The following is a 24,866-nucleotide window of genomic DNA, read 5'->3' as shown; positions in this document are numbered from 1 at the left end:
GTTTAAACCAAAGGTTCAAAACAAAATTCCCTTTCTAAAACCCAAGGTTCAAAACAATCTTCCCTTTCTAAAGAAAAGATTCAAAACAAAAAGACATCAGACATTAGAACCAATCCTGCTAATCCAGTTCTCCTTCCTCTCTTGGTTCGGAAAAATCGATTACAACAAGATACCGGTATCTAATATCTAACGTCTAATATCTAATGTCTAAAAAAAAATTTTACGCTAATTTACCTAGCGCTTCTTTTATTCTTCTTAAAGCTTCTTTCAAATTCTCATCGGACGCTGCATACGACAAACGAATGTAGTTGTTGTTTCCGAACGAATCGCCACCAACAGTAGCCACATGCCCGTAGTTCAACAAGTAAAGCGCTAAATCCGCGGAGTTCTTGATTTCATTTCCTTCAGGATCTTTTTTTCCGAAGAAAGAGCTGATTTCAGGGAAAAAATAGAATGCTCCTTGAGGAAGGTTTGTTTTTACACCTGGGATATCGTTCAATAAGTCGTAAACCAATTGACGACGGCGAGCAAAAGCTTCCTTCATTTCTAAAACACTTTCTAAGCCTTGCTCGTATGCCACAATACCGGCACGCTGAGCAATTGAACATGTTCCAGAAGTCGTTTGACCTTGCATCTTATCGTTCGCTGCTGCAATCTCTTTATTTGCAGCGATATAGCCTAAGCGCCAGCCAGTCATCGCAAAAGCCTTCGAGAAACCATTTACAATGATTACACGATCTTTAATAGAATCAAACTGCGCGATAGACTCATGCTGGTCGCCAAAATTAATATGCTCATAGATCTCATCAGAAATGATGAAGATATTTGGATGTTTCTCAAAAACTGCAACTAATGCTGCCAACTCATCCTTAGTGTAAACCGAACCGGTCGGGTTACAAGGAGAAGAGAACATGAATACCTTAGACTTCGGTGTAATCGCCGCTTCTAACTGCGCAGGAGTAATCTTGAAATCAGATTCTATTTCTGTGTCGATATAAGCCGCTTTACCTTCAGCTAAGGTTACCATCTCCGAATAAGAAACCCAGTAAGGTGTTGGAATGATTACCTCATCACCTGGATTTACGAGCGTTAAGATAACGTTGGATAAGGATTGCTTAGCACCGGTTGATACTACGATTTGAGAGATATCATAATCCAAACCATTTTCGTTCTTTAATTTATTAACGATAGCTTGACGCAATTCCGGATATCCCGGTACTGGAGAATATCTTGTATAGTTTTCGTCCAAGGCTTTCTTTGCTGCTTCTTTCACGTGGTTTGGTGTGTTGAAGTCTGGCTCACCTACGCTTAAACTAATAACGTTGATCCCTTTTGCTGCTAATTCACGACCTAATTTGGTCATCTTTAATGTCGCTGATTCGGATAGATTGTTTATCCTGTCTGATAAATATGATGCTGTACTCATGATATTGCAAATATATTATATAGCTTTCACTTAAACTGATAAATATGTAATAAAATCTTTATAAAGATGAGACTTTTTTAATAATTCTAGGAAGAAATACCATCGAAATTAATTCCTAATTTTACCGACCTAAGCGGAGGGATGATGAAAATGAAATTTGACGGATTTATAGTGGCTTTAATCGCTATGATTAGCCTAGCCTATATATACCCTGATTTAGTACAGGCACAGAATGGACAGCTATTTGAAACGATTAGTACCATAGGGGTATCGCTAATTTTCTTTTTCTATGGACTTAAATTAAGTTTCCGTGAAATAAAAGATGGGTTGAAAAACTGGAAACTCCATGTATGCATACAACTCTTCACCTTCGCATTGTTCCCACTAATCATCTTACTCTTCAGGCCATTTATCCAAAATGCCATACAAGAGCAGTTTTGGCTTTCTTTTTATTTTCTTGCCGCATTGCCTTCTACCGTATCCTCATCGGTCGTGATGGTATCTATTGCACGTGGAAATGTGCCTGCCGCTATTTTCAATGCTAGTATTTCGGGATTGATAGGCGTGCTTGTGACGCCGTTTTTAATGCAGTCATTCATACAGTTTGAGGAAGTCAGTGTATTGGGCGATGTCTACTGGGGGCTCATAAAGGAGATTATTATCCCGGTAATCCTTGGACTTCTACTACAGCCATATTTAGGCAAATGGGCAAGTAAATATAGTAAGCAGCTATCGAAATTTGATAAGGCTGTCATTCTTTCCATTGTCTACAGCAGTTTTGCAGAATCTTTTCTGTCGGACGTCTTCCATAAAGTTGGTACTATATATCTGAGCGCACTATTTATCGCCGTTATTGTCTTCTTTTTCCTTGTTTATGGGATAGTTTATCTCATTACGCTTTATGTCTTGAAATTCAATCGTGAAGATCAGATTACTGCCTTGTTCTGTGGTTCAAAAAAATCGCTGACCCACGGTTCGGTATTTAGTAAGTTTCTGTTTGCCGGAAACCCTAATCTTGGCCTGTATTTCTTGCCGTTAATGGTTTTTCATGCCTTTCAGATCTTCGTCGTAACGATTATTGCACAACGCTATGCTAATCAATACAATGAGGAAATCTTGACGAAAAAATAAGTTAACTAAGCGATAAATTCTTTAGTTTTGTGCCTTCAAACTAGCAAATATAATGTCTAGACAAATGAGATTGGTGTTGCTGTCCTTAGTGACAGGGATTGTGTTGATGCTGATAAAATTCGTTGCATATTTTATTACCGAGTCAAACGCAATCTTCTCCGACGCCGCAGAGAGCATCGTAAATATCGCCGCATCCGGATTTGCATACTATAGCATTTATCTCGCGGCTCAGCCCAAGGATGAGAACCATCCTTATGGACATGGAAAGGTTGAATTCTTCTCCGTGTTTGTCGAAGGAGCGCTCATTTTTATCGCTGGTAGTGTAATCCTAGTCAAAGCATTCTACAATATATTCTTCCCACAGCCGGTAGCCAATGTAGAGGAAGGGATGCTACTTATCTTCATTACTTCCCTCATCAACTTCGGGGTCGGATTTTATCTGATGAAGCGCGGACGCGCCCTACGCTCCTTGACCATTGAGGCCGATGGAAAGCACCTACAAGTCGATGCCTATAGTTCCATTGGATTGATTGCAGGTTTATTTATTATGAAACTCACCAAGCTGCCGTGGATTGATTTAGCCTTATCAATTGCTTTAGGCTGCTTTATCTTATATAATGGTTATAAGCTACTTAGAAAGTCTATCTCTGGTTTGATGGACGAGTCTGATCAAGAGGTTGTTGATGAAGTAGTCGCGATCTTGAAAGAGAAAAGAAAACCAGAATGGATTGATGTACACAACCTCCGTGTGCAACGTTATGGACAGGAACTGCATATTGATTGCCACCTCACCTTGCCAAACTATTATGAATTAACAACAGTGCATGATTGTATCTCGGAATTTGACAACCTATTAAATGAAAATCTGGAATCGAAAACCGAATTTTTTATTCATGCAGACCCTTGTATGCCAGAATGTTGCCATTACTGCGCTGTAGAAAATTGCCCAATTCGATCCGAAGAATTTAGGAAGCATATTGAATGGACGACGGTCAATGTGACGAAGAACATGAAGCACTTCCGAAAAGCCTAATGCCTTTTTAATGTCATTTCCGTCTCGGAAAATAGCGTTGTTAATGTACTTATCGGTATATTTAATTCAAATTTTTCACAAATGAAGCAGATTCTTTTAACCATCATGCTAGCTGTTTTTTCGATCTCGCTGTTTGCTCAGACTAAGAAAGAAGAGGTTGCTAAAGTAATGGATTCATGGCATCAGGCTGCTGCCAAAGCCGATTTTAAAGCTTATTTCGACCTGATGGATGAAGAGTCTATTTTTATCGGTACAGACGCCACAGAGCGCTGGGATAAGCCGGCATTCATGGCTTATGCCAAGCCTCATTTCGATAAAGGGAAGGCTTGGAACTTCACTCCCTTAGAACGACATATTAATTTTTCGAAAAACGGTAAAACCGCATGGCTGGATGAATTGTTAGATACGCAGATGAAGATCTGTAGGGGATCGGCGGTGTTAGAGCTAAAAAACGGTAAATGGTTCATCAAGCACTATGTCTTGTCGATGACGGTTCCCAACGATGTTTCGCACGTTGTAATCAAGACAAAAGCGGCAATAGAAGATAAAGTAATACAGTCAATTAAACATAAATAGAGAAAGCCTATGCTAGTAAAACATGAAGTGGATGGCAATAAAGGAGGATTTTATGCCATCGAAGAAGGTAAGAAAATAGGAGAGATGACCTATTCCGCTGCCGGACCAGGAAAGATTATTATCGATCATACCGAAGTGGATCCTGAAGAAAAGGGAAAAGGCATAGGACACGTCTTATTGATGAAAGCAGTCGAGTATGCTCGAGATAACAACGTGAAGATATTACCATTATGTCCTTTTGCAAAAGCGTCGTTCGATCGTGACGTAACGATTCGTGAGGTCCTTTTTTAGCAGATCAGAATGGGTATCATAGCAGTAATTATAGGTGGGTCGGGTGCCACTGGAAAAGAACTAATAGATCAATTATTGGAGCGTCCCGAAGTGGAGCGCGTCACTGTGCTTTTGCGCCGTCCATATTTTAAATCCCATAAGAAATTGAACGAAGTCATTGTCGATTTTAATATGCTTGCTCAATACAGCGAGCATATTGAAGGCGATATTGCCTTTAGTACATTAGGTACAACGATTAGAGATGCGGGAAGTCAGGAAGCTCAATGGAAAGTTGATCACGATTATCCGCTAACTTTTGCGGAGATTGCAAAACAAAATGGGGTGAATACTTTCGTTCTATTATCCTCGATGCAGGCTGATCCAAATGCAAAGCTCTTCTATCCAAGGATGAAAGGCACGTTGGAGCAAGCAATATATAAGCTGAATTTCCCTTCCTATATGATATTAAGACCGGGCATCATTGACCGCCCAAATACCGATCGTGCGGGTGAAAAAGCAGCTGTGGGCATAATCAATTTTTTAAACAAAATTGGTCTATTCCGTAGGTTCAGAGCCATTCAAACAAAAGACCTGGCGAAAGCCCTGATAACAGCCAGTATAGACTTTCCGAAAACAGGCGAGCAACTTTACGAATCCAAGGAGATACTCAACGGAATAAAAAGATAATAACCTTTCATTTTCCTTAAATCAGCTCAAAATAATTCGAAACAGACAATCATTTTTCATGTGTAGGTATTATTTCGGTATTTATGGCTATTTTATTATCAATTTGTTATCTTTAGGCGAATTTTAAAAAAACAGGTTGTTTTATCACTTGTTTTCCATTTTTTAAAGCAAAACAATATCATTTCAATAGAAAATTATGTCATCTAAAATCATTTACACAAAAACAGATGAAGCGCCGTTATTGGCAACGTATTCATTTCTACCCATTGTTCAAGCATTCGCAAAACCTGCGAATATTGAAATCGAATTAAGAGACATTTCATTAGCAGGACGTATCCTTGCAAATTTCAATGATTATTTATCGGCAGATCAAAAGACAAATGATGCATTAGCAGAATTAGGTCAATTGGCTACTCAACCGGAAGCAAACATCATTAAGCTTCCTAATATTTCTGCGTCTATCCCGCAATTAAAAGCGGCAATTGCGGAATTACAAAAAGCAGGATATGCAATCCCTAACTACCCTGATGCTCCTGCAAATGCAGAGGAAGAGAAAATCAAAGCATCATATGCTAAGGTTTTAGGATCGGCAGTAAACCCGGTTTTACGCGAAGGTAACTCTGATCGTCGTGCTCCAAAAGCAGTGAAAAACTACGCTAAAGCTAATCCGCACCGTATGGGCGCATGGGCTTCAGATAGCAAAACTAAAGTTGCTTCTATGCAAGATGGCGATTTCTACAGCACAGAGAAATCTGTTACCGTAGAAAACGACTCACAATATAAAATTGAATTCGTAGGTGCTGACGGTTCTGTAAAAGAATTAAAAGGCTTAGGAAATCTAAAAGCTGGTGAAGTAATCGATTCATCCGTATTGAATATTGCGAAACTACAATCATTCGTAGCGGATGCGATCGCTGAGGCTAAAGCGGCAGGCGTGTTATTATCTGCACACTTGAAAGCAACGATGATGAAGGTTTCAGATCCTATTATCTTCGGTGCAATCGTTGAAGTTTATTTCAAAGATGTATTCGCTAAATACGGTGAGTTATTCGCTGAATTAGGCATTAACAAAAACAACGGTCTTGGCGAAGTTTACGCGAAGATTGCCGGCAATGCAAAAGAAGCGGAAGTGAAAGCAGCAATCGATGCAGCTATTGCAAACGGTCCTGACTTAGCGATGGTAAACTCGGATAAGGGTATTACTAACTTACATGTTCCTTCTGATGTTATTGTTGATGCTTCTATGCCAGCAATGATCCGTATTGGTGGTAAGATGTGGGATAAAAACGGTGCTGAGCAAGATACATTGGCTCTTATTCCAGATCGTTCATACGCAGGAATCTACGAGGCTGTAATCGATGACTGTAAAGCAAATGGCGCATACGACCCTAAAACAATGGGATCTGTGCCGAACGTAGGATTAATGGCCCAAAAAGCTGAAGAATACGGATCACATGATAAAACTTTCCAAGCGGCAGCTAACGGAACAATCCGTGTCGTTGATGCTTCTGAAAATGTATATATGGAGCAAGCTGTTGAAACAGGCGATATCTTCCGCATGTGTCAAACAAAAGATGCACCTATACAAGACTGGGTTAAATTAGCTGTAAACCGCGCTCGTTTGTCTGATACTCCTGCAGTATTCTGGTTGGACGAAAACCGTGCACACGATAGAGAGATCATCAAAAAGGTGAATGCTTATTTAGCAAACCACGATACAAATGGTTTAGATATCCGTATCCTTTCTCCAATCGAAGCAACAAAATTCTCGGTAGAGCGTATTCGTCAAGGGTTAGATACTATTTCGGTTACCGGAAACGTATTACGTGACTACTTAACCGACTTATTCCCAATCCTAGAACTAGGTACTTCAGCGAAAATGTTATCTATCGTTCCATTAATGAACGGTGGTGGTCTTTTCGAAACTGGTGCTGGTGGTTCTGCGCCTAAGCACGTTGAGCAGTTCTTAGAGGAAGGTTACTTACGTTGGGATTCATTAGGTGAGTTCCTAGCACTACAAGCTTCTTTAGAGCACCTATCACAAACTCAAAACAACCCGAAAGCACAAGTATTAGCAGACGCCCTAGATGAGGCAAATGCGAAGTTCTTAGCAAACGATAAATCGCCAGCTCGTAAAGTAGGACAGATCGACAACCGCGGTTCTCATTTCTACCTTGCTTTATACTGGGCTGAGGCATTGGCAGCACAAACGAATGACGCTGAATTGGCAAAAGCATTCAGCGAATTAGCAAATGCGTTGTCAAGCAACGAAGCAAAAATCAATGAAGAATTGATCGCCGCTCAAGGTAAAGCACAAAACATCGAAGGATACTACTTCCCGAATGATGAGTTAGCATCAAAAGCAATGCGACCTTCCGCAACGCTGAATGAAGCGATTGATACGTTTTAATGAGATATCAGACATTAGATATTAGACATTAGATTAGGGCGCCGATTAGGCGCCCTTTTTTTGAAATAGGATAGAAGTAGCTATTGGTTTGTACCCCTGGGGAATGATTGACTTGAACCTTTAATTTAAACAAAAAAGGAAAGTTGGTCTTGAACCAGGAAAGGAAGGATTTAAGGATTATCAGGATCGGGTAGACGTAGTATCACGTATGGACATCGAACCTTTAAAAGGAGACGTTTCACTAAACGTCTCCTAAAATGTATTTAATCATCCCATAATTCGCCGTAAACCCCGATCCTGATAATCCTTTCATCCTTCCTTTCCTGGTTCAGAAATAGTATTTAGTACTTAGTAGTTAGACGCAATTCTGCCCAAAGTCTAATATCTTATATCTAATGTCTAAAATCTACATACTATTTTCAAATTATTATCGTAATATTGCGATATAAAAATTATAATGATGGGAGTTACGAAGACAGAGATTTATAAGGATGAACAAAACAAGTTAGCATCATTGCTTAAGGTTTTGGGGCATCCGGCGCGAATAGCAATTTTACAGCATATTATCAATCAAAAGGCGTGTATTTGCAATGATTTAGTGGAAGAATTAGGATTAGCGCAAGCAACTATTTCACAGCATCTGAAGGAATTGAAAAGTATTGGGATTATTCAGGGTTCCATCGAAGGGAAATCTGTTTGCTATTGCATTGATGAGCATGTTTGGAAGGACTTTCAAAAGGAATTCAATGTGTTTTTTAATCAGGAAGTTAAAGTGAATCGCTGTTGCTAACGCATTTTTTTAAGCATTCATATCGGTATATTACGATGTTATTAATGTGAATTAACCATTATAAAAATAATAGAGATGAAATTATCAGAAATCAAAAAAATCTTACCGTCATTGGAAAATGTCGAATTTCAATTGGAAAACGGAACATTTGTGCCGGAACATTTTCATGTTACGGAAGTGGGCGTCATTTTAAAACGCTTTATAGACTGTGGGGGTAAAATTCGAGAAGAACGAATTATTAATTTCCAATTGTGGGATGCTAATGACTTTGAGCATAGACTAAAGCCGGAAAAATTGTTGAAGATTATTGAGTTATCAGAAACAAAATTAGGCATTGAAGACGCGGAGGTGGAGGTAGAATACCAAGGCGAAACGATTGGCAAATATGATTTAAATTTTGAAGACAAGCGTTTCATACTGATGAACAAGCAAACTGCATGTTTAGCCGAAGATGCTTGTGGTATTCCTCTAGAGAAGCAGAAAGTGAAACTTAAGGAATTGAAAAATTCATGCTGCACCCCCAATTCCGGCTGTTGCTAAATGCTAAACTTTACAAAAATGTACATTGAACTTAGCGAGACTATTGTTAAGGAAATAGATTTCCAAAATATAAGCGAAGATCGCAAATTGAATTTGCGGCCTTTGATAGAATTTATTCAGCAAAAAATAGCGCATAAGAAAGTCGCAAATATCAATTTTATCTGCACCCATAATTCGCGCCGAAGTCACCTAGCCCAGATTTGGGCACAGGTAGCGAGTGCATACTTCAAGATTCCAAATATCTATTGCTACTCCGGGGGAACAGAGGCAACAGCACTCTTTCCAAAAGTCGCCGAAACATTATCAGAACAAGGATTTAAGGTATTCGGAATAACCCAAAGTGATAATCCAGTTTATGCGATAAAATTCAGCGATAATAGTTTGCCAATTATTGGTTTTTCGAAAGCCTATGACAACCCTTTCAATCCAACATCCGAATTCGTTGCGGTTATGACTTGTTCGCAGGCAGATGAAGGTTGCCCTTTCATTATTGGGGCAGAAAAGAGAATCCCGATCAGGTATGAAGACCCCAAAGTTTCAGACGGCACTCCCGAGCAATCTGTAGTGTACATGAAACGCAGTTTGCAGATAGCAAGCGAAATGCTTTATGTTTTTTCAAAAATTAGTCCATAATCTATGCAACCAAAGTTAAAGTTTCTAGATCGCTACCTGACCTTATGTATCTTTCTTGCTATGGCAATTGGCGTAAGTATTGGTAACTTCTTTCCAAATGTTTCCCAAATTACCGATGGCTGGAACGTAGGTACTACAAATATACCGATAGCCATAGGATTGATACTGATGATGTATCCTCCTTTAGCAAAAGTAGATTATTCTTTATTGCCTAAAGCGTTGAAGGACAAAAAGGTAATCACTATATCTTTACTGTTGAATTGGATAATTGGAACTGCGCTAATGTTCGGATTAGCGGTCTTATTTCTACGGGACGAAACCGATTATATGACGGGCTTGATCTTAATTGGATTAGCACGATGTATTGCCATGGTTATCGTATGGAGTGATTTAGCAAAAGCGAATCGGGAATATACCGCTTTATTGGTTGCGCTAAACAGTATATTTCAAATTCTGTGTTACAGTGGCTTGGTATGGTTTTTTATCAATTTTCTGCCCAGTAAGCTTGGGTTGGCAGAGTTCAATGTCAGTGTGTCGATGGAGGACATTACTGAAAGTGTCCTGATATACTTAGGCATACCTTTTCTCGCGGGCTTTTTAAGTCGGTCTATTTTGGTTCGTTTGAAAGGTGTTGAATGGTACAACAGAAAATTTGTGCCGAAAATATCACCCATCACCCTAGTTGCATTGCTCTTTACAATTGTTTTAATGTTTAGTTTAAAAGGTGATAAAATTGTTGAGTTGCCATTCGATGTACTAAAAATTGCAATACCCTTAGTCAACTATTTTGTACTGATGTTTTTCGTGAGCTTCTTTGTAAATAAATCCTTAAAGATTCCTTATGATAAAAATGCGTCAATAGCATTTACGGCTACCGGTAACAATTTTGAACTAGCGATTGCAGTGTCGGTGGCAGTTTTCGGAGTCCATTCGCCTCAGGCGTTTGTAGGTGTAATAGGGCCGCTCGTGGAAGTGCCGGTATTGATCTTACTTGTGCGAACAAGCTTATGGCTAAAAAGTAGATATTATGCATAAAAATCGTTAATGCCCAATCGCAGGAATTTGTGATTAAATCCACTTATCCTTATATTTAGGTTTATACAACATAAACCTACATCGATGAAAAATAAATCTGCCTCTAGGCGTCAATTTTTACAACAGTCTTTTTTGGCTGGTACGGCATTAATTACTGCACCATCTCTATTTAACAATACTGCTCATGCGGCGGAGCAATCTACCGTAAATAAACAGGATAGTTTGAAACTCGGTATCGCGGGATACAGCTTTGTTCACTTCAATTTGGAGCATTCATTAGCCATGATGAAACGTATGGATGTGCGATATTTGTGTATCAAAGATTTTCATCTTCCTTTTGACAGCTCGGCAGAACACATTGCAGCATTTCACAAAAAGTTGGCAGATGCTAATGTAAAAGGCTATGCCGTAGGTCCGATTTATACAAAAACAACTCAGGATATAGATAAGGCGTTCGACTATGCAAAAGGGGTAGGGGTCGACTTGATTGTCGGCATCCCGGAAATAAAAGATCTTCCGTATGTTTCTCAAAAATGTAAGGAAACGAATATTCGATACGCAATCCATAACCACGGTCCGGAGGATAAGATTTATCCGAGTGCGACCGTCATCTGGAATAATATCAAATCGCTAGATAAGAACGTAGGTATGTGCTTTGATATGGGCCACAACATGCGCGATGGTCAAGATCCATTAAAAGACTTATTACGCTATAAAGACCGAATATTTGACTTGCACCTCAAAAATGTAACCTCCGCAACCGCAGAAGGTAAAACCTGCGAACTAGGGCGCGGCGTCATCAATATTCCAGCGTTTGTAAAAGGCCTTCAGAAAATTAAGTACTCGGGATCCTGTAGTCTAGAATTCGAAAAAGACATGAAAGATCCACTCGCCGGCCTAGCCGAATCGGTAGGTTATTTTAGAGGAGTGTTAAGTGCAATTTGATTTTAGACATTAGATATTAGATGTGAGACATTAGAGTATGGCGCCGACTAGGCGCCTTTTCTATTTGTGGAGATTGAGGCAACGAGTTGGTCTATAATTTGAACGATTGGATCGAAAATGAACTAGGGTGTCTTGAGCCAAGAAAGGGAGGATCCAAGGATTGGCAGGATTTTTTCTGAACCAGGAAAGGAAGGATTTTAGGATTTTCAGGATCAAGTTTGCCGGATGTTTCGCCATCGGTCTTAATACTAAGTACTAACTACTATTTCTGAACCAGGAAAGGAAGGATGTAAGGGTTTTCAGGATTGCGTTTGATGATTGTTTATGGATTACTTTTTCACATCCTTTGCTGACCCATATCATAACCCTTTTGAAGCGATTTTGATTTGGGTATATAAGGGGAGTGAAAGGGCTTTACAAGGGTTTTAAGCAAATGGAAAGTCAAGGAGCTTAGTATCTTGCTTCAACTAGATGTTTAACGTCAAACTTGATCCTGATTATCCTCTTATCCTTTCTTTCCTGGTTCAGACAATACTCTAATATCTAATATCTAAAATCTTATATCTAACGTCTAATACCAACAAACCAATCTTTTTCCTTAAATTAGTTTCATAGCCATTTATAAATGAGATTGATCGCACTTCTATGTATGTGCTTCATGAGTTTTTATGCTCATGGGCAATCCGAATTTTCTTTTCTAACAAAGAAACGGCATGTTGATTTTGAGCTTGTGGGCAATCTTATTATTGTTCCGGTCAAGTTGAATGGTGTTCCGCTTTCTTTTCTTTTGGATACCGGGGTGAAGGAAACTATTCTTTTTGCGGGAAAGCAGGATTCCGTACCGCTTGATAATGTACATCGCGTGAAATTTTCTGGAATTGGTATTGAGGATGGGGTAGAAGGAATTATGGCCATTGCAAATGATTTGGAGATTGGAGGCACCTTACGGGATTCCTCGCATAATGTTTTTGTCATCAACGGCGAAGAACTGGATATCTCCAGTCATATTGGGATGCCCGTTAATGGGATATTGGGAGCACGATTTATACAGCAATTTATGCTGAAGATTGACTACATCAAGAGCCGGATTAGCCTATATGATCCCCAAGACTTTCCGGAGAAGATTATTCGAAAATTTACGAGAGTTCCTATTCATCTGGAACGTGATCGACCATATACGGAGGTGGATATCCGTTTAGCGGATGATCGGATGGAGCACGCTAAGATGCTTATCGATATGGGAAATTCAGATGGACTACTGATATTTCCATTTGTTCGAGACTCCTTTCAAGTGAAGGAACCTAATGTATATGAGTTTATTGGTCGAGGTTTTAACGGCGAGATTTATGGAAAGCGGAATAGAATTGCCGGTTTCGACTGGGCTGGATTTCAGATTAAGCAACCCATTGTTTCGTATCCCGATTCCAATGCCGTCCACGCGGCGAGATTAGCAGAAAGTAGGATAGGATCTGTGGGAAGCCAGGTGCTGCGCCACTTCCATGTGATTTTGAACTATCAAGCGGAAGAGATCTATCTGCGGCCGAATAAGAATTTTGGGAAGCGTTTTGAATTCAATATGAGTGGGATGGAAATAAAGCATGATGGCTTGGTATGGGCACAGCGCGAAGTGCCGACCAGCATTGGTAGCCGAAGCAACGACGATCCTCATGGAGGTGTAACCGCATGGCAATCGCAGATATTGAAATATGAATTTAAGTTATTGCCGGTGTATGTGGTAGCAGGGGTACGGAAAGATTCGCCAGCGGAAAGGGCGGGAGTACTGAAGGATGATGTGCTGATTAAGATCAACGGCAAAAAGACGGAAAACATGAAACTGAAGGATGTATTGCATAAACTGCAACATAAAGATGGCGACCTGATCAATTTAATCGTAGAAAGAGCTGGAGAACAGAGACAATTGCAATTTAAATTGGTCGATCCGATACCGTACAAGGGAAATTGATGGTGAGGCGTGCGGGTGTTGGATGTTGAATTATTGGAGCTTGTGTGGTTCGAGGCAATATAATTTTGGTATATATAGTTTGAGATTGTATAGTTTGAGCCCTTTAGTGAAAGGGCTCTACGCAGTTCGTCCTAGCTAATTCCTATATAGTTTGATTGGAATTTATAGGCGCTATATATGACGATATACCGGCCAGCAGATACATAAAAGAAAAAAGCGTCTTTTCAGACGCTTTCTCTTTATTCATTTACAACTCCCATTTTACTGAACTTATCAATTCGTTCAGCGACTAGGGCGTCTTTATCTTTTTGTAGTAATACCGCTAAATCCTCTAGGATTCTGTTTTTCACATTGATTGCTGTAGTTTCCGGATCTTGGTGTGCTCCACCTAGGGGCTCGGCGATGATTCCATCGATCAATCCGTTGCCTAGCATATCTTCAGCCGTTAATTTTAAGGCTTCAGCAGCGCGTTCCTTGTGGTCCCAGCTTCTCCATAGAATAGATGAACAAGACTCGGGAGAGATTACCGAATACCATGTGTTTTGCAACATGTAAACACGGTCGCCAATACCAATACCTAAAGCACCTCCAGATGCACCTTCGCCAATAACGATACAGATTACGGGAACTTTAAGTACCGACATCTCCAGTAGATTTCTAGCGATTGCTTCACCTTGACCGCGCTCTTCAGCTTCTAGTCCTGGATATGCACCCATGGTATCAATTAATGTCACGATAGGTTTGTTGAATTTCTCAGCCATCTTCATCAGGCGTAGAGCCTTGCGATAGCCTTCAGGGTTTGCCATTCCAAAGTTGCGGAATTGACGTTCTTTCGTATTCTTACCTTTCTGATGTCCAATCACCATTACGGGTTGCCCAGCGATAGACGCGAAGCCACCAACGATAGCTTTATCATCTTTGACTGTACGGTCACCATGCAATTCAATAAAATCGTCACAGATTAGGTCAATATAGTCGAAAGTTTGAGGACGGTCGGCATGGCGTGACATTTGCACTTTTTGCCATCCGGTCATGTTGTTGTAAACCTCAAGCTTAGTTTGTTCAAGTTTTTCTTCCAGTTCGCGGATCGTTGCTCCCATATCTACTTTGGTTTTTTCTTCTACTTGCTTTACCTTTTCGATTTGAGTTTGTAAATCAGCGATAGGCTTTTCAAAATCAAATGTTGTTTCCATCATAAACTATTAGCTGCCAACATAGGCGAAGCTAAGTTAATTGTTTTTTAAGAAATTATGAAAACTAAATTGGTGGGGTAAACAAGGTTATACCGGCTAATCTTTATTTATCAACTGATTTTGAGCGGAATAGCGAAGTTGTGGAGATTGCAGTTTTGTGCAATAGTTAAAATTTAATAACTTCATCGGCATGATTGCAAAGGCTGAAGACAACAAACCTAGATTTCCATATGTTTTTTTACTAAAAGTGTTTTTAGTGATCGGGTTGATTGCCGCCGACACTTATCTGGCTGCGGAGATAGCGCAACGGACAAAGCTTGTGCAGGTGATGCGAGGCCTTTATAGCTTCCTGATCCCGAGTATCTTCCTTTCTGTGATACGTTATATCGTCATCTTCTTGTACAATGCAAGACATAAGCAGCGCGCAGTACGAGGAAACTTCGTTTTGGGCGTGAATCGATTGACGGCTGTATTGAACGTCGTCTTCGCACTGATAGCCCTATTGATCAGCTTTGGGATCAACCCAAAGGACTTTATTACGAGCTTAACGATCGTCGCGATGGCGATTGCGGTTTTGTTCCGCGACTATATCACCAACATGATTTCCGGATTGATCGTTATGTTCTCGGAACAGCTTTCTGTAGGGGATAGAATCAAAGTAGGCGAGCAACGAGGAAGAATTGTGGATATTACCTTCGCTAATATTGTATTGCAAGACGAGGAAGATGATATTATTATGGTTCCGAATAACCTGGTGTTCACTTCCACATTTATGAATCTTTCCGCGCATCAATCTAGTTTATTTACGGTGCGATTTGAATTGCCTTTGCAGGCATCTTTAGAGGTAGAAGAGTTAGAAGAGGCGCTACGCGTAAGCTTAACGACGCATCCGAATCTAAGCGATAAGCCCGAGGATTTTCAGCTGAAGGTGATTGAACTGGGGAAAGACTTTGTCCGTTATAAGCTAGATCTTCATGCCGTAAGCAACAGCAATCGCATGCATAGACAATTGGAGAACGAAATATTGAAAGAGGTAATCAAATTTGAGCGTAAGGTACTTAAATCTTCCTAACCTTCACACGCTTTACGAAGTGGTGTGAACCTTTCTTTAGGATGAGATCTGCACGGTAGCGAGTAGGGAGGATATTTTCATGTAAGTTTGGTCGGTTGATCTCATTCCATATCTGCGTTGCCATCTCCACGCTTTCTTCTACGCTCATATTCGCATATTTATGGAAGTATGATTTCTCGTTTTGGAAGGCGGTTGCTCTTAAGGATTCGAATCTGTCGATATACCAAGCCACGATGTTCTTTTCGTCGGCATCCACATAAATAGAATAATCGAAGAAGTCGGATACGAAGACCCCATTTTTGCGCGAGTTGACCTGCAATACGTTGATCCCTTCGACAATCAAGATATCAGGTTGTGCAATCGTAATCTTATCCTGCGGCAGTACGTCGTATTCCAAGTGGGAATAGATTGGGACCGTTAATGATGATTTGCCAGATTTGACGTCCGAAAGAAATTGCAGTAGCTCTTTTGTATTATAGCTTTCCGGGAAACCTTTTCTATTGAGGATGTCGCGGCGTATCAGTTCCTTGTTGGGATAAAGAAAACCGTCGGTAGTGACTAATTCTACTTTCGGTTTGTTCGGCAACAGCGATAGGACCTTGCGTAATACCCTCGCCGTTGTACTTTTACCGACAGCTACAGACCCGGCAATGCCGATGATAAAGGGAAGTTTACTGTTATTGCGACGGAAGAAGTCGTTGCTTTGACGGTGCAACTCTCGGAACCCGGTGATATGTACGTCCAATAGATGAGCCAACGGAATGTAGATATCTTCGATCTCTTCCATCGTTAAAGGCTCATTTAGGGCGTGCAATGCACCTAAATCCTCTTCAGCTAGCATATTACTCAACTGACCATTCAACCGTTTCCACTCCTCACGTGTAAAGTTTTGAAATGGACTGGTAAACGTATGTTCGCTAATAAAAGGCATAGGGTTCTTTTTTATTCGAGCGCAAATATACAATCTTCAACAATTTTCCGGCTATTTTGTTGTATCAATTACATTACTTTCTATCACAATTGGATTCTGTAACATCTTGTGGATAGGACATTTATCAGCGATTACATAAAGTCGTTTGACCTGATCTTCATCGAGATTTCCCTCAAATGTAATGTGACATCTGACATATGTCGTCTGTTGTAAATCACTTTTCACAACCTCACTGCTCAAGTCTATATTTATTTTTTTGACATCCCATTGCTTGCGATTTGCATACATGCGCATGGTGATCACTTTGCAGGAGCCAATGGATGCTAGAAGCAATTGGCTGGGGGTGAGGCCTTTATTTTGGCCACCTAAATCTAGGGGTTCGTCTGCTAAAATGGATAGATCGCCGTAGGCTACTTTCGTTGTGTAATTCTCTTCTTCTATAGTAACCTGTACTTCGTTTGCCATATGTTATTGATATTCTAAAAGTCCTTTAATAATTAGTGATCCTGTTGCGGGGTTGGTTGCTAGCGGTACATTCCATAGATCGCAGATACGCATCAGCATTTGTATATCGGGTTCGTGGGGGTGCTTGCCAAGAGGGTCGCGGAAAAAGATGATGCCGTTGATCTTTCCCTCTGCTGCCATTGCCGCAATCTGGGCATCACCGCCCTTAGGGCCGCTAAGCTTGAGTTCCACTTCTAAACCGGTTTGTTGTATATAGGAGCCGGTGGTTCCGGTTGCTACCAAATGGGCTTTGGCGAGTTCCTCCAGATGGTCTTTTACGAAGGCCACCATCTCAGCCTTTTTACCATCATGTGCTATTAATGCAATAGTTTTTGCCATGTTGTAGATAGTCTTTTTGTGATCTTTGTTGACGTCCGTAAGATAGTGAAAATCTTGGAAAGGCTATATCAGGAAAGTGTCGTATTGAGAAATTGAGCTATTGTATGCGGTTGTTCTAATCTTAAGAAAGTTTGTAAAACTATTTTGCCATTATTTGATAATGGTATTTGTTAAATACGTCGCGTACTAAAGCTTGTCTTTGAGGAATTTCCAGACGGAATATCGTTCTTTCTCTTCCTTTTTCTCTGTGTTTTCTTTATCAGCAATCAGGTCTCTCGCTAAAGCATCGAGCAAATCTTCATTTTCGCTGATGAGTTTGTCGGCTAAGGATACCAATTTCTGTATATTAGTTTTGGATGCCGCGTCTAGCGACGGTTCAATGGAAGAGAGATTTGTTGGTTCTAAACGAATGTAATTGTTTGATTTATGGATCGATCGAAACAGTTGCCGCAAGAAGAAGTCATTGGATTCCGATGACCCGCTTGACATGATATCTACTAGTGCAGGACCGATGGAGATGGCTTTTTTCTTTTTGAAGTCGTCGTAGTTATAGGCGTTTTTTGCAAGACCAGTCCCTAGTGAAAGGATATGTACATCGTCTATTTTAAAGGTCTGAAAAGTTTTGAGCACCTCGATCAACGCGCATATGCTGGGATTATGAGCAAACACACCTCCGTCGACCAATGGATAACGCGTACCGGCGAGTGAAAAGATTTGCGCAACGGAAAAATAGGTGGGAGCGGCAGTGGTCGCCCGACAAACATCACGCACAAGGTAGTCGCGTGATGGGCCATGAGAGATTGCTTTCTGTTGCCTAAAGAGGTGGTTCTTTCGAAGCTCAATATTGTAGGCTGTCATTAAGCAAGGCTTGATGAGCTGGCTGAGTTTAATATCGCCCACATAATCGTTAACCGTTTTTTCAAGCACTTTTTCATCATAAAGTTCCGCTAAGAGTCCAAACTGGTTTAAGAAACGTCTCCAGCTGCTGGTGGTAAATATTTCGGTGCCATGTTCTAAGTAAATGTCTAGAGCTTGTTTGGCTGTGTATTTTGGACGATTGCTGTTTTCGGCATCCGGACAGAGTAGAAGGGCGATGAGCAAGCCGCCCGTGCTGGTGCCTGCGAAGAATTCAAAATAGTCAGCAATATGAGCGTCAGGGTTGTTGGTAAAGCGTTTGATTCGTTCGTCCAGTGAGACCACAACCATCCCTGGGATAATGCCGCGAATACCACCTCCGTCAATAGATAAAATACGTTTCATTGTGTTTCAGCCCGCTAAGAATTATTTTGAAATATAATGCTGCTTAAGTTACGAAAAATTATATATTTGCACCCACATTCTCAGGAGAGGTGTCAGAGTGGTCGAATGAGCAGACCTGGAAAGTCTGTATACGGGATGACTGTATCGAGGGTTCGAATCCCTCCTTCTCCGCATCCTCACAAGGACAAAATATCAAAACCCTATTAATTTCACAATTAATAGGGTTTTTCTTTTTATCATTATCCAAAAACCTCCCAAAAGTGTTATTTCCAGCGAGACTTTAGCGAGACCTCGCCCATCTACAACAAAAGGTCTCGCTAAAACAGTCAGCTAGTTGACCAAGAAAATTCAACACCCGTACCATCAGTTGAACATCTTGACACAGCACAATTCAAACGATAATTTGAAAAAGCAAAATAAGACCACCACGATGAATGCAAGAATTACAACTCACATGATGAGGACGGGTTCTTATATATACATAGAAAGATAGAACGTATCGCTGAAACTTTAAAGAAAGAGTATGGCTATCCAAAGCTGCGTTATGTTGATCACGACTTAGAAGACGGCGTCCACTTCGGATTCGATGGTGAAAACCTGCATTATGTGGTTACTTATGAGGAGGGGTGAGTTAGGAATGTTGAGGATAATTATTAAGTTGGATAAATGTCCAAAACTATAATAGTTACGTCGAAAATCAGAAAGTCACTCGTGAAAAACTGGAAAAGCGATGAATACGTAGAAGATATGATTCTAAATCTTCAATTACTTTTACTTGAGGAAGAAGGATATATTTCAGCCACCTACCTGAATCACAAAATATAAGAATACTCTTATTCTCCTGAAGACGAGTTCTTTGAGAACGCCCTGTACTTTGAGGTAGGGTGAGGTTTACATCTACCAGGTGTAGGCGTTTTTTGTTATATTAGTGTTTAACCAAATCCATTATGAATTTATACTCTATAGTCGATCTTCCCATTGATGAATACATCACAAATGAAATATTCCCCGGCTCAGTCGCTCCATCACTCAATGGAACGTATGCAGAAGGGGAAAAGCACCTACTAAAGCATATCATTAAGCAGACCAACCAATTTAAAGATCCTTTGCTCCGACAGTATGCTCTTAGAAAACTACACGATGCATTTATTAAGCTGGATTTTACAGATGAACAGAAATTGAATGGTGAGCAATTTACAGAATACAGATTGAAAGTATTTAACGCAGCATTTCAAACCGTAGTGAATGGACTTGTCTTGGAATTGCATGATGCAGGTGTAAATGTTTATGAAGAAACGTTTTCTCAAAGCGATTATGACGCGTTAAAGTCTAAGGTTGATGATATTGCTGAAAACCTATATGATTTCATTACGAAGCAAAACGACATGAACAACTTTAATTTTAATAACTACGAGGAGCTACGAGACTTTGTGATGCAAGACGTTGACAAAGTTGCTTTGTTCGGTAAGGATACAGTGAAACATTTCATCTTCGGGAAGATATCCGACATGGCTTTTAAAGCTGGCGCGATGACCTTGTTGTCTTCCGTTCCAACAGAGTATGAATCTCTCGCTAGTTCTATCAAACAGATCTTGTAACCGAGGTGCCTTAAACGATTGCTCATTTTCAGTAAAGCAAAATATTTTTTTTGCTAATATGTTTAGTCTATAATATTTTTAAACCAAAATGACACTAGTTATTTTAGTAAATATTTAATGTAAATTTTAGCAATGGCAGCAGGTAGACCGACAGACTATTGTGAAGAATATAATGAGCAGGCGTATAAGTTGTGTCGCTCGGTGCTACTGATGCCGAATTAGGAGATTTCTTCAATGTAACTGAGCAGACAATTAACAACTGGAAAGAGGCGCATCCTGAATTTTTTGAGTCCATCAAAAAGGGCAAGGACTTTGCAGATGCAAAAGTAGCTGAAAAGTTATTTCATAGAGCGTTAGGATTCGAAACCACAGAGGTGATAACAGCAGCTTATCAAGGCTTTATTACCGATATAAAAGAGGGTTAAGAAAGTTTATCCGCCCGATCCAACAAGCGCAGTTTTCTGGCTTAAAAATAGGCAACCTAAAAAGTGGAGGGACAAACAAGATGTTGACCATACATCTAGCGATGGGACAATGTCAACCAAGCCAACAACGATAGTGTTTACGAAGGGGAATAGTGGGAATGGAAGTATCGGAGAAGCAGAGTCTAAAAATCAGTGATAAGTACGAGCCTTTGTTTGAGTGGTTTTCTGTAGAAGACGAAAGCGACCCACTTTACAAAGTTGACACAATCATAGTAATCGGGGGGCGTAATAGCCAAAAGTCTTTTGCTGTCGGGACAGGAACGTGTATAGCTGCAAAAGACTTTATACTGTCCGTTCTTTATACTCGATACTCAATGAGGGCGACAGAGGACTCTATCATTCCGGAGTTCAACGAGAAAATAGAAATACTCAATTGCGAGACTTCGTTTAATGTATTGAAAGATCGCGTCATTACCAACGATGGCAAAGCCAAGATAGTCTTAAAAGGGAAAGAATCTTTATTGGAATCGAGCTAGTAAATCGATACGGGTTTAAATTCATCTATTATTATATATTCTGGATGTTCGTATTTGTATTTTCTTACTAAGTTTCTCAATAGACCAAGTTCTAATTCATCAGATACTTGCTTGTCACAAATATAGAATCGAACTTCTCTGTAGTTTTCATTGACCTCTGACCAAGCTAGTAGCTCAGATCCGGAATGTAAATAAACCCCAATTCCTTTTAACTTGGTCTTTTCGTTTATAATCTGATAATAATCAAAACTTAATGGTTCAGAAGGTAACTTGCTAAGGAGTTTGATCTTTCTTATCATAATTTGTATTGATTTCTAATTGTAAAACATACTTTAAAACAAGATAACAAAATTTCCTCAACTGAATATGATAGCAAACAAGGTTTGATAAACGTTGCGCCCTATAGGATTTCAATCAGGTTATTACTGTTTCTAATTCCCATAGTGTCCTCTAGATCACCTGTTTGATTCGAGACCTACAATTTAGTTTCCCAATAATTCTTTATGCATTTTACCCATCTGTTACATCGTTTTTATGTAGCCTTCGTTTCGCTTATCAAAAGAAACTTTTAAATATGCTCTAGTACGCAATTTGAACGTTCGTTAAGCGAGCAATATCGGCCGTGGATATCCATTAAAGGCGTGCGACGTCATAATAAATAGAGACTTTGCTATCGAATTAGAAGTCAATGTGAAGCTCGCCATTTAGTACTTTAACCAATAAAATCATGAAATATATTTTTACAATCATTAGTTGTATTGCTCTGCATTTTCCAGAAATGGAAAACTCGTCTGTCATTAAAAATAATATTCCTGATGAGGGAAAAGCTATATTAGTGAAAGTGAGTTTTTTTCCATCTTTTCATTTGCCAGTCGAAACAATATTCAATTTGAATGAAAAATATTTTGTCTTTTATAGCCCAGTTCCGCATTCTGTAGATCTACCGCAATCAATACTATCGCACAATAGCAGCGACGAAGAGGTTAGGGAAGAGTACCAGAATTACCTCGATGAACGCCCAAGATTAGTACCGTTTAAATCAAGTTTAAGCGATAATGATATTGTCAGTATTCAAAATATAGTAAAAACATTTAGTGATTCGGATTTTAGTGATGAAGTTGAAGAACCAGCGACTGATGGCATGTCGGTTAACATCGCGATATTACTATCCAATAGTAAATTTTATCAATTAAATCCTTTGAATGTTCCAAGTCAGAAACAAAGGGAACTATATCAGCAGATTTTGAATATCATTATTTCCAAAAACATCAATGATAACAATGCCGTAATTCTAAAAAAGTTAACAGAATACGATTAGTTTCTGCAAATCTCGATCAAGTAGAATTTAAACGTTTAATTCATTTCTAGCATTTGCAAAGATACCGAAGAATCAACCTTTTTGACACTTGAAGAAGAAGTCAATCCCTAGTACAATTACAACATAGAACCGACTGCCTCAACAAAGAATATCAACCTATTAAAGCGATTTGTGGAAACATTTTGTACATTAGATTAATACAATAACACGTAGCGTAGCATTCAATGTACACTGACGAAACTAACCTTTCTTTACTCATTTCCTTGCTCTCTGAAGAAAGAGACCGCCTTCAGATCCTTATCGATCAAGCAATCTCTGATCACGAATATTTAAGTGCGCATTATCATGCTGTGGCTTTAGAGAAAGTCAGTCTAAGTCTTTATAAGCTAAGAAATATCGAAGATCCTTTATATAGTGAAAAGGAATTTTGGAAAAGAACCATAGAACTTTTAAAAAAAGACATAGAATCAGAAGGTTCAAGCGATATGTTGGAATATTACGAAAGTTCTATTCTAAATGCTAGAGAAGAGTTGGAAAAACTAAGTCAGGAAGTTAGGCAACCTAGCCACAACGAAAGCCGTCAATTCGCTGCTGTCCTAGAACAGTTACTTGATAAGAAGGTTAAAAACCTAAAACTTTTCTTAAATAAGACGGATAAATTTTACTATTCCATTAGCTATGCGAATAAGGCTGTAAAAGTCAGCATGCCGGGAATAAAGACACTTCTGAACAAAAAAATTATCTCTTACCACAACCTTGAAAAGCTTAGAAAAATAAGCTTTGAATACACATTAAATGAAACTAAACTGACTTTGACAATTAATGGGAATAAGGAAGAGATTCTCAAACAATTTAATCATCTGTTTGCCAAAATTGTCTTCGAAGTTTTCCAATTCAGCGATTTCAAAGAGGCTGCTTATCTACAATTTGTAGACAAAACCCAATCATGATTGCCTCAACAACCTAATTTCCTGCTATATTCTTTATATTTAATTCAATAAGTCAGTCTTATTCGACTGACCCTATGAAGAATATAAAAAAAATAGCAATTCCTATGCGTCAAAAACATCTCCTGTCTCTATTATTTCTGTTCATCAGTATGGGCGCATTTGCCAATGATGGTACTTACTTTGCGGCTGGAAATCAATTAATCCCAATCCAAGAAACCGATATTTCTGTACAAAAGGAGATACTTACCGTCAAAAAAATCAATAATCAATTTATCGAGGTCGCGGTCTACTACGAGTTTTTCAATCCCTCAAAAGAAAAAGAACTGATCGTTGGATTTGAAGCCATATCGCCAAGCGGAGACGTCGAAGGTGCTCCTAAGAAGGGACTTCACCCTTATATGCGCGATTTCACGGTAAATATGAACGGAAGTCCGTTGAAATATCAAGTTGCCTATGTTGCTGATTCGCTTTACAATCAGAATGGGAAGATCATGAACATCGACCTCGCGAATTTCGATGGCAGCACGAGTGGCAACTACGTTGACTTTTTCTACGTTTACCATTTCAAAGCCAAGTTTAAGAAGGGGATGAATATTGTTAAACATACCTACACCTTCGATGTCTCTGGAGGTATCGACTATAACTTTCAATTCGACTATGTGCTTACGGCAGCAAACCGTTGGGCTAATAAGCAAATCGACGACTTTACATTGAACATAGAGATGGAGGATTTTGAAGACTTTTATATTGATAAGACTTTCTTCAAGCGCAAGGACGAGTGGAAGATTGAAGGGGTAGGAAAGGTAAGAGATATTAATGCAACAGCAAATTCACCATTAGATTGTAACGCTTTGGAATTCGCAGTAAAAAGTGGAAAGGTTAGTCTTTCAAAAGAAAAACTTCAGCCCGAAAGGAGAGCTTTCCATTTATAGTCATAACCTCTATATCCATGAAATTCTAAATGCGGACAAGGACTTCTACCTACCGTTTTCAATTTATCAAGCCGATAACATCAATTTCGAAGAACCTCTCTTGAGCTTCCAAAAGAAGATATTGAGAAATTTACCCTTCGCCAGACGTGGGTTTGTATTCAACGACCCCGAGTTGAAAAAATACTACGAATCGGTCTATTGGTATATGCCAGACCCTAGTTATTCTCCGGCTATCAGCAAACTCCATAAATCAGAAAAACAATGGATTGAAAAATGGAAGTGAGGTGGTCTTTTAGTTAGGAAAGCAAGGATGTGAAGATTGACAGGATCCTGTTAATCCTTGTATCTTTTCTTTCCTGGTATTCTAGG

28 protein-coding genes and 1 tRNA gene are annotated in these 24,866 nt (G+C 39.5%); 22 read left to right on the top strand and 7 right to left on the bottom strand.

Going from position 1 to position 24,866, the window contains the following annotated elements; translation table 11 throughout:
* The coding region (locus B2400_RS10985; RefSeq protein ID WP_293933326.1) for a hypothetical protein at positions 1–190 on the top strand (190 nt) is incomplete at its 5' end.
* Between the two features lie 30 nt (positions 191–220).
* On the opposite strand, the gene B2400_RS10980 is transcribed toward B2400_RS10985, so the two are convergent.
* Positions 221–1,426 (bottom strand): pyridoxal phosphate-dependent aminotransferase, encoded by a 1,206-nt coding sequence (locus B2400_RS10980; RefSeq protein WP_293933324.1) that lies wholly within the window; start codon positions 1,424–1,426, stop codon positions 221–223.
* A gap of 141 nt (positions 1,427–1,567) precedes the next feature.
* On the opposite strand from B2400_RS10980, the gene B2400_RS10975 reads away from it, so the two are divergent.
* From B2400_RS10975 to B2400_RS10920, 12 genes are all read left to right on the top strand, one after another.
* A complete protein-coding gene (locus B2400_RS10975) occupies positions 1,568–2,557 on the top strand; it encodes a bile acid:sodium symporter family protein (protein ID WP_293933322.1) in 990 nt (329 codons plus the stop codon).
* 52 nt (positions 2,558–2,609) lie between these two features.
* The gene (locus B2400_RS10970) at positions 2,610–3,590 is read left to right on the top strand and encodes a cation diffusion facilitator family transporter (RefSeq protein ID WP_149525823.1); all 981 of its coding nucleotides are present in this window, start codon (positions 2,610–2,612) and stop codon (positions 3,588–3,590) included.
* 81 nt (positions 3,591–3,671) lie between these two features.
* Positions 3,672–4,166: a nuclear transport factor 2 family protein gene (locus tag B2400_RS10965; RefSeq protein ID WP_293933319.1), complete on the top strand. Its 495-nt coding sequence runs from the start codon at positions 3,672–3,674 to the stop codon at positions 4,164–4,166.
* A 9-nt stretch (positions 4,167–4,175) separates the two neighbouring features.
* Positions 4,176–4,457 carry a GNAT family N-acetyltransferase gene (locus tag B2400_RS10960; RefSeq protein WP_293933317.1) on the top strand — a complete coding sequence of 94 codons (282 nt, stop codon included), beginning with the start codon at positions 4,176–4,178 and terminating at the stop codon, positions 4,455–4,457.
* A gap of 9 nt (positions 4,458–4,466) precedes the next feature.
* Positions 4,467–5,123: an NAD(P)H-binding protein gene (locus B2400_RS10955; RefSeq protein WP_293933315.1), complete on the top strand. Its 657-nt coding sequence runs from the start codon at positions 4,467–4,469 to the stop codon at positions 5,121–5,123.
* Positions 5,124–5,319: 196 nt separating this feature from the next.
* On the top strand, positions 5,320–7,533 hold the full coding sequence (locus B2400_RS10950) for an NADP-dependent isocitrate dehydrogenase (protein ID WP_293933313.1): 2,214 nt from the start codon (positions 5,320–5,322) through the stop codon (positions 7,531–7,533).
* Between the two features lie 460 nt (positions 7,534–7,993).
* On the top strand, positions 7,994–8,323 hold the full coding sequence (locus B2400_RS10945; RefSeq protein ID WP_149527689.1) for an ArsR/SmtB family transcription factor: 330 nt from the start codon (positions 7,994–7,996) through the stop codon (positions 8,321–8,323).
* Between the two features lie 75 nt (positions 8,324–8,398).
* Positions 8,399–8,863, top strand: a complete 465-nt coding sequence (locus B2400_RS10940) for a DUF6428 family protein (RefSeq protein WP_286650937.1) — start codon at positions 8,399–8,401, stop codon at positions 8,861–8,863.
* An 18-nt stretch (positions 8,864–8,881) separates the two neighbouring features.
* Positions 8,882–9,496 (top strand): low molecular weight phosphatase family protein, encoded by a 615-nt coding sequence (locus B2400_RS10935; RefSeq protein ID WP_286650938.1) that lies wholly within the window; start codon positions 8,882–8,884, stop codon positions 9,494–9,496.
* Between the two features lie 3 nt (positions 9,497–9,499).
* Positions 9,500–10,531, top strand: coding sequence for an ACR3 family arsenite efflux transporter (gene arsB, locus B2400_RS10930; RefSeq protein ID WP_293933310.1), 1,032 nt, complete (start codon positions 9,500–9,502; stop codon positions 10,529–10,531).
* A gap of 84 nt (positions 10,532–10,615) precedes the next feature.
* Positions 10,616–11,476, top strand: coding sequence for a sugar phosphate isomerase/epimerase family protein (locus tag B2400_RS10925; protein ID WP_293933309.1), 861 nt, complete (start codon positions 10,616–10,618; stop codon positions 11,474–11,476).
* Positions 11,477–12,101: 625 nt separating this feature from the next.
* A complete protein-coding gene (locus B2400_RS10920) occupies positions 12,102–13,439 on the top strand; it encodes a PDZ domain-containing protein (protein WP_293933308.1) in 1,338 nt (445 codons plus the stop codon).
* A 239-nt stretch (positions 13,440–13,678) separates the two neighbouring features.
* Here the strand turns inward: B2400_RS10920 and B2400_RS10915 are convergent, their stop codons facing one another.
* Positions 13,679–14,632 carry an acetyl-CoA carboxylase carboxyltransferase subunit alpha gene (locus tag B2400_RS10915; protein WP_286650985.1) on the bottom strand — a complete coding sequence of 318 codons (954 nt, stop codon included), beginning with the start codon at positions 14,630–14,632 and terminating at the stop codon, positions 13,679–13,681.
* Positions 14,633–14,822: 190 nt separating this feature from the next.
* On the opposite strand from B2400_RS10915, the gene B2400_RS10910 reads away from it, so the two are divergent.
* Positions 14,823–15,704: a mechanosensitive ion channel family protein gene (locus tag B2400_RS10910; RefSeq protein WP_149525832.1), complete on the top strand. Its 882-nt coding sequence runs from the start codon at positions 14,823–14,825 to the stop codon at positions 15,702–15,704.
* On the opposite strand, the gene coaA is transcribed toward B2400_RS10910, so the two are convergent.
* The 4 genes from coaA to B2400_RS10890 all read right to left on the bottom strand — a co-directional run bounded on the left by coaA (position 15,691) and on the right by B2400_RS10890 (position 18,738).
* Complete coding sequence (coaA, locus tag B2400_RS10905) at positions 15,691–16,635, bottom strand: type I pantothenate kinase (protein ID WP_149525833.1); 945 nt, start codon at positions 16,633–16,635, stop codon at positions 15,691–15,693. The genes B2400_RS10910 and coaA overlap by 14 nt on opposite strands.
* Positions 16,636–16,686: 51 nt before the next feature.
* Positions 16,687–17,100 carry an OsmC family protein gene (locus tag B2400_RS10900; RefSeq protein ID WP_149525834.1) on the bottom strand — a complete coding sequence of 138 codons (414 nt, stop codon included), beginning with the start codon at positions 17,098–17,100 and terminating at the stop codon, positions 16,687–16,689.
* A gap of 3 nt (positions 17,101–17,103) precedes the next feature.
* Positions 17,104–17,478: a methylglyoxal synthase gene (locus B2400_RS10895; protein ID WP_149525835.1), complete on the bottom strand. Its 375-nt coding sequence runs from the start codon at positions 17,476–17,478 to the stop codon at positions 17,104–17,106.
* A 186-nt stretch (positions 17,479–17,664) separates the two neighbouring features.
* Positions 17,665–18,738, bottom strand: a complete 1,074-nt coding sequence (locus B2400_RS10890; RefSeq protein WP_293933304.1) for a patatin-like phospholipase family protein — start codon at positions 18,736–18,738, stop codon at positions 17,665–17,667.
* Positions 18,739–18,821: 83 nt separating this feature from the next.
* On the opposite strand from B2400_RS10890, the gene B2400_RS10885 reads away from it, so the two are divergent.
* From B2400_RS10885 to B2400_RS10870, 4 genes are all read left to right on the top strand, one after another.
* Positions 18,822–18,909 (top strand) — tRNA-Ser (locus B2400_RS10885).
* A gap of 776 nt (positions 18,910–19,685) precedes the next feature.
* Positions 19,686–20,336 (top strand): hypothetical protein, encoded by a 651-nt coding sequence (locus B2400_RS10880; RefSeq protein ID WP_286650944.1) that lies wholly within the window; start codon positions 19,686–19,688, stop codon positions 20,334–20,336.
* A gap of 191 nt (positions 20,337–20,527) precedes the next feature.
* Positions 20,528–20,761, top strand: a complete 234-nt coding sequence (locus tag B2400_RS10875) for a hypothetical protein (RefSeq protein WP_293933302.1) — start codon at positions 20,528–20,530, stop codon at positions 20,759–20,761.
* A 158-nt stretch (positions 20,762–20,919) separates the two neighbouring features.
* Positions 20,920–21,297, top strand: a complete 378-nt coding sequence (locus B2400_RS10870) for a hypothetical protein (protein WP_293933300.1) — start codon at positions 20,920–20,922, stop codon at positions 21,295–21,297.
* On the opposite strand, the gene B2400_RS10865 is transcribed toward B2400_RS10870, so the two are convergent.
* On the bottom strand, positions 21,294–21,596 hold the full coding sequence (locus B2400_RS10865) for a hypothetical protein (protein WP_149525839.1): 303 nt from the start codon (positions 21,594–21,596) through the stop codon (positions 21,294–21,296). The two genes, B2400_RS10870 and B2400_RS10865, sit on opposite strands and share 4 nt — an antisense overlap.
* A 428-nt stretch (positions 21,597–22,024) precedes the next feature.
* Between B2400_RS10865 and B2400_RS10860 the strand changes: the two genes are divergently transcribed.
* The 4 genes from B2400_RS10860 (at position 22,025) to B2400_RS10845 (ending at position 24,780) form a co-directional block, all read left to right on the top strand.
* Positions 22,025–22,615, top strand: a complete 591-nt coding sequence (locus B2400_RS10860; protein ID WP_286650947.1) for a hypothetical protein — start codon at positions 22,025–22,027, stop codon at positions 22,613–22,615.
* Positions 22,616–22,839: 224 nt separating this feature from the next.
* Complete coding sequence (locus B2400_RS10855) at positions 22,840–23,565, top strand: hypothetical protein (RefSeq protein WP_293933297.1); 726 nt, start codon at positions 22,840–22,842, stop codon at positions 23,563–23,565.
* Positions 23,566–23,639: 74 nt separating this feature from the next.
* Entirely contained in the window at positions 23,640–24,497 is an 858-nt protein-coding gene (locus B2400_RS10850) for a hypothetical protein (protein WP_293933295.1), read from the top strand.
* The gene (locus B2400_RS10845; RefSeq protein WP_293933293.1) at positions 24,436–24,780 is read left to right on the top strand and encodes a YARHG domain-containing protein; all 345 of its coding nucleotides are present in this window, start codon (positions 24,436–24,438) and stop codon (positions 24,778–24,780) included. The genes B2400_RS10850 and B2400_RS10845 overlap by 62 nt, the downstream gene beginning before the upstream one ends.
* Positions 24,781–24,866: the final 86 nt, after the last annotated feature.

The organism is Sphingobacterium sp. UBA6645, from assembly GCF_002455685.1.
Lineage (GTDB): Bacteria > Bacteroidota > Bacteroidia > Sphingobacteriales > Sphingobacteriaceae > Sphingobacterium > Sphingobacterium hotanense.
Note: the sequence above shows the minus strand (reverse complement) of the source record. Positions and strands in the feature narration are given on the sequence as shown.

What these genes read in the sequence shown, in the direction of transcription:
- B2400_RS10980 (WP_293933324.1), bottom strand. Translation starts at nt 1,426, where the DNA reads ATGAGTACAGCATCATATTTATCAGACAGGATAAACAATCTATCCGAA.
- B2400_RS10975 (WP_293933322.1), top strand. Translation starts at nt 1,568, where the DNA reads ATGATGAAAATGAAATTTGACGGATTTATAGTGGCTTTAATCGCTATG.
- B2400_RS10970 (WP_149525823.1), top strand. Translation starts at nt 2,610, where the DNA reads ATGTCTAGACAAATGAGATTGGTGTTGCTGTCCTTAGTGACAGGGATT.
- B2400_RS10965 (WP_293933319.1), top strand. Translation starts at nt 3,672, where the DNA reads ATGAAGCAGATTCTTTTAACCATCATGCTAGCTGTTTTTTCGATCTCG.
- B2400_RS10960 (WP_293933317.1), top strand. Translation starts at nt 4,176, where the DNA reads ATGCTAGTAAAACATGAAGTGGATGGCAATAAAGGAGGATTTTATGCC.
- B2400_RS10955 (WP_293933315.1), top strand. Translation starts at nt 4,467, where the DNA reads ATGGGTATCATAGCAGTAATTATAGGTGGGTCGGGTGCCACTGGAAAA.
- B2400_RS10950 (WP_293933313.1), top strand. Translation starts at nt 5,320, where the DNA reads ATGTCATCTAAAATCATTTACACAAAAACAGATGAAGCGCCGTTATTG.
- B2400_RS10945 (WP_149527689.1), top strand. Translation starts at nt 7,994, where the DNA reads ATGGGAGTTACGAAGACAGAGATTTATAAGGATGAACAAAACAAGTTA.
- B2400_RS10940 (WP_286650937.1), top strand. Translation starts at nt 8,399, where the DNA reads ATGAAATTATCAGAAATCAAAAAAATCTTACCGTCATTGGAAAATGTC.
- B2400_RS10935 (WP_286650938.1), top strand. Translation starts at nt 8,882, where the DNA reads ATGTACATTGAACTTAGCGAGACTATTGTTAAGGAAATAGATTTCCAA.
- arsB (WP_293933310.1), top strand. Translation starts at nt 9,500, where the DNA reads ATGCAACCAAAGTTAAAGTTTCTAGATCGCTACCTGACCTTATGTATC.
- B2400_RS10925 (WP_293933309.1), top strand. Translation starts at nt 10,616, where the DNA reads ATGAAAAATAAATCTGCCTCTAGGCGTCAATTTTTACAACAGTCTTTT.
- B2400_RS10920 (WP_293933308.1), top strand. Translation starts at nt 12,102, where the DNA reads ATGAGATTGATCGCACTTCTATGTATGTGCTTCATGAGTTTTTATGCT.
- B2400_RS10915 (WP_286650985.1), bottom strand. Translation starts at nt 14,632, where the DNA reads ATGGAAACAACATTTGATTTTGAAAAGCCTATCGCTGATTTACAAACT.
- B2400_RS10910 (WP_149525832.1), top strand. Translation starts at nt 14,823, where the DNA reads ATGATTGCAAAGGCTGAAGACAACAAACCTAGATTTCCATATGTTTTT.
- coaA (WP_149525833.1), bottom strand. Translation starts at nt 16,635, where the DNA reads ATGCCTTTTATTAGCGAACATACGTTTACCAGTCCATTTCAAAACTTT.
- B2400_RS10900 (WP_149525834.1), bottom strand. Translation starts at nt 17,100, where the DNA reads ATGGCAAACGAAGTACAGGTTACTATAGAAGAAGAGAATTACACAACG.
- B2400_RS10895 (WP_149525835.1), bottom strand. Translation starts at nt 17,478, where the DNA reads ATGGCAAAAACTATTGCATTAATAGCACATGATGGTAAAAAGGCTGAG.
- B2400_RS10890 (WP_293933304.1), bottom strand. Translation starts at nt 18,738, where the DNA reads ATGAAACGTATTTTATCTATTGACGGAGGTGGTATTCGCGGCATTATC.
- B2400_RS10880 (WP_286650944.1), top strand. Translation starts at nt 19,686, where the DNA reads ATGAATTTATACTCTATAGTCGATCTTCCCATTGATGAATACATCACA.
- B2400_RS10870 (WP_293933300.1), top strand. Translation starts at nt 20,920, where the DNA reads ATGGAAGTATCGGAGAAGCAGAGTCTAAAAATCAGTGATAAGTACGAG.
- B2400_RS10865 (WP_149525839.1), bottom strand. Translation starts at nt 21,596, where the DNA reads ATGATAAGAAAGATCAAACTCCTTAGCAAGTTACCTTCTGAACCATTA.
- B2400_RS10860 (WP_286650947.1), top strand. Translation starts at nt 22,025, where the DNA reads ATGAAATATATTTTTACAATCATTAGTTGTATTGCTCTGCATTTTCCA.
- B2400_RS10855 (WP_293933297.1), top strand. Translation starts at nt 22,840, where the DNA reads ATGTACACTGACGAAACTAACCTTTCTTTACTCATTTCCTTGCTCTCT.
- B2400_RS10850 (WP_293933295.1), top strand. Translation starts at nt 23,640, where the DNA reads ATGAAGAATATAAAAAAAATAGCAATTCCTATGCGTCAAAAACATCTC.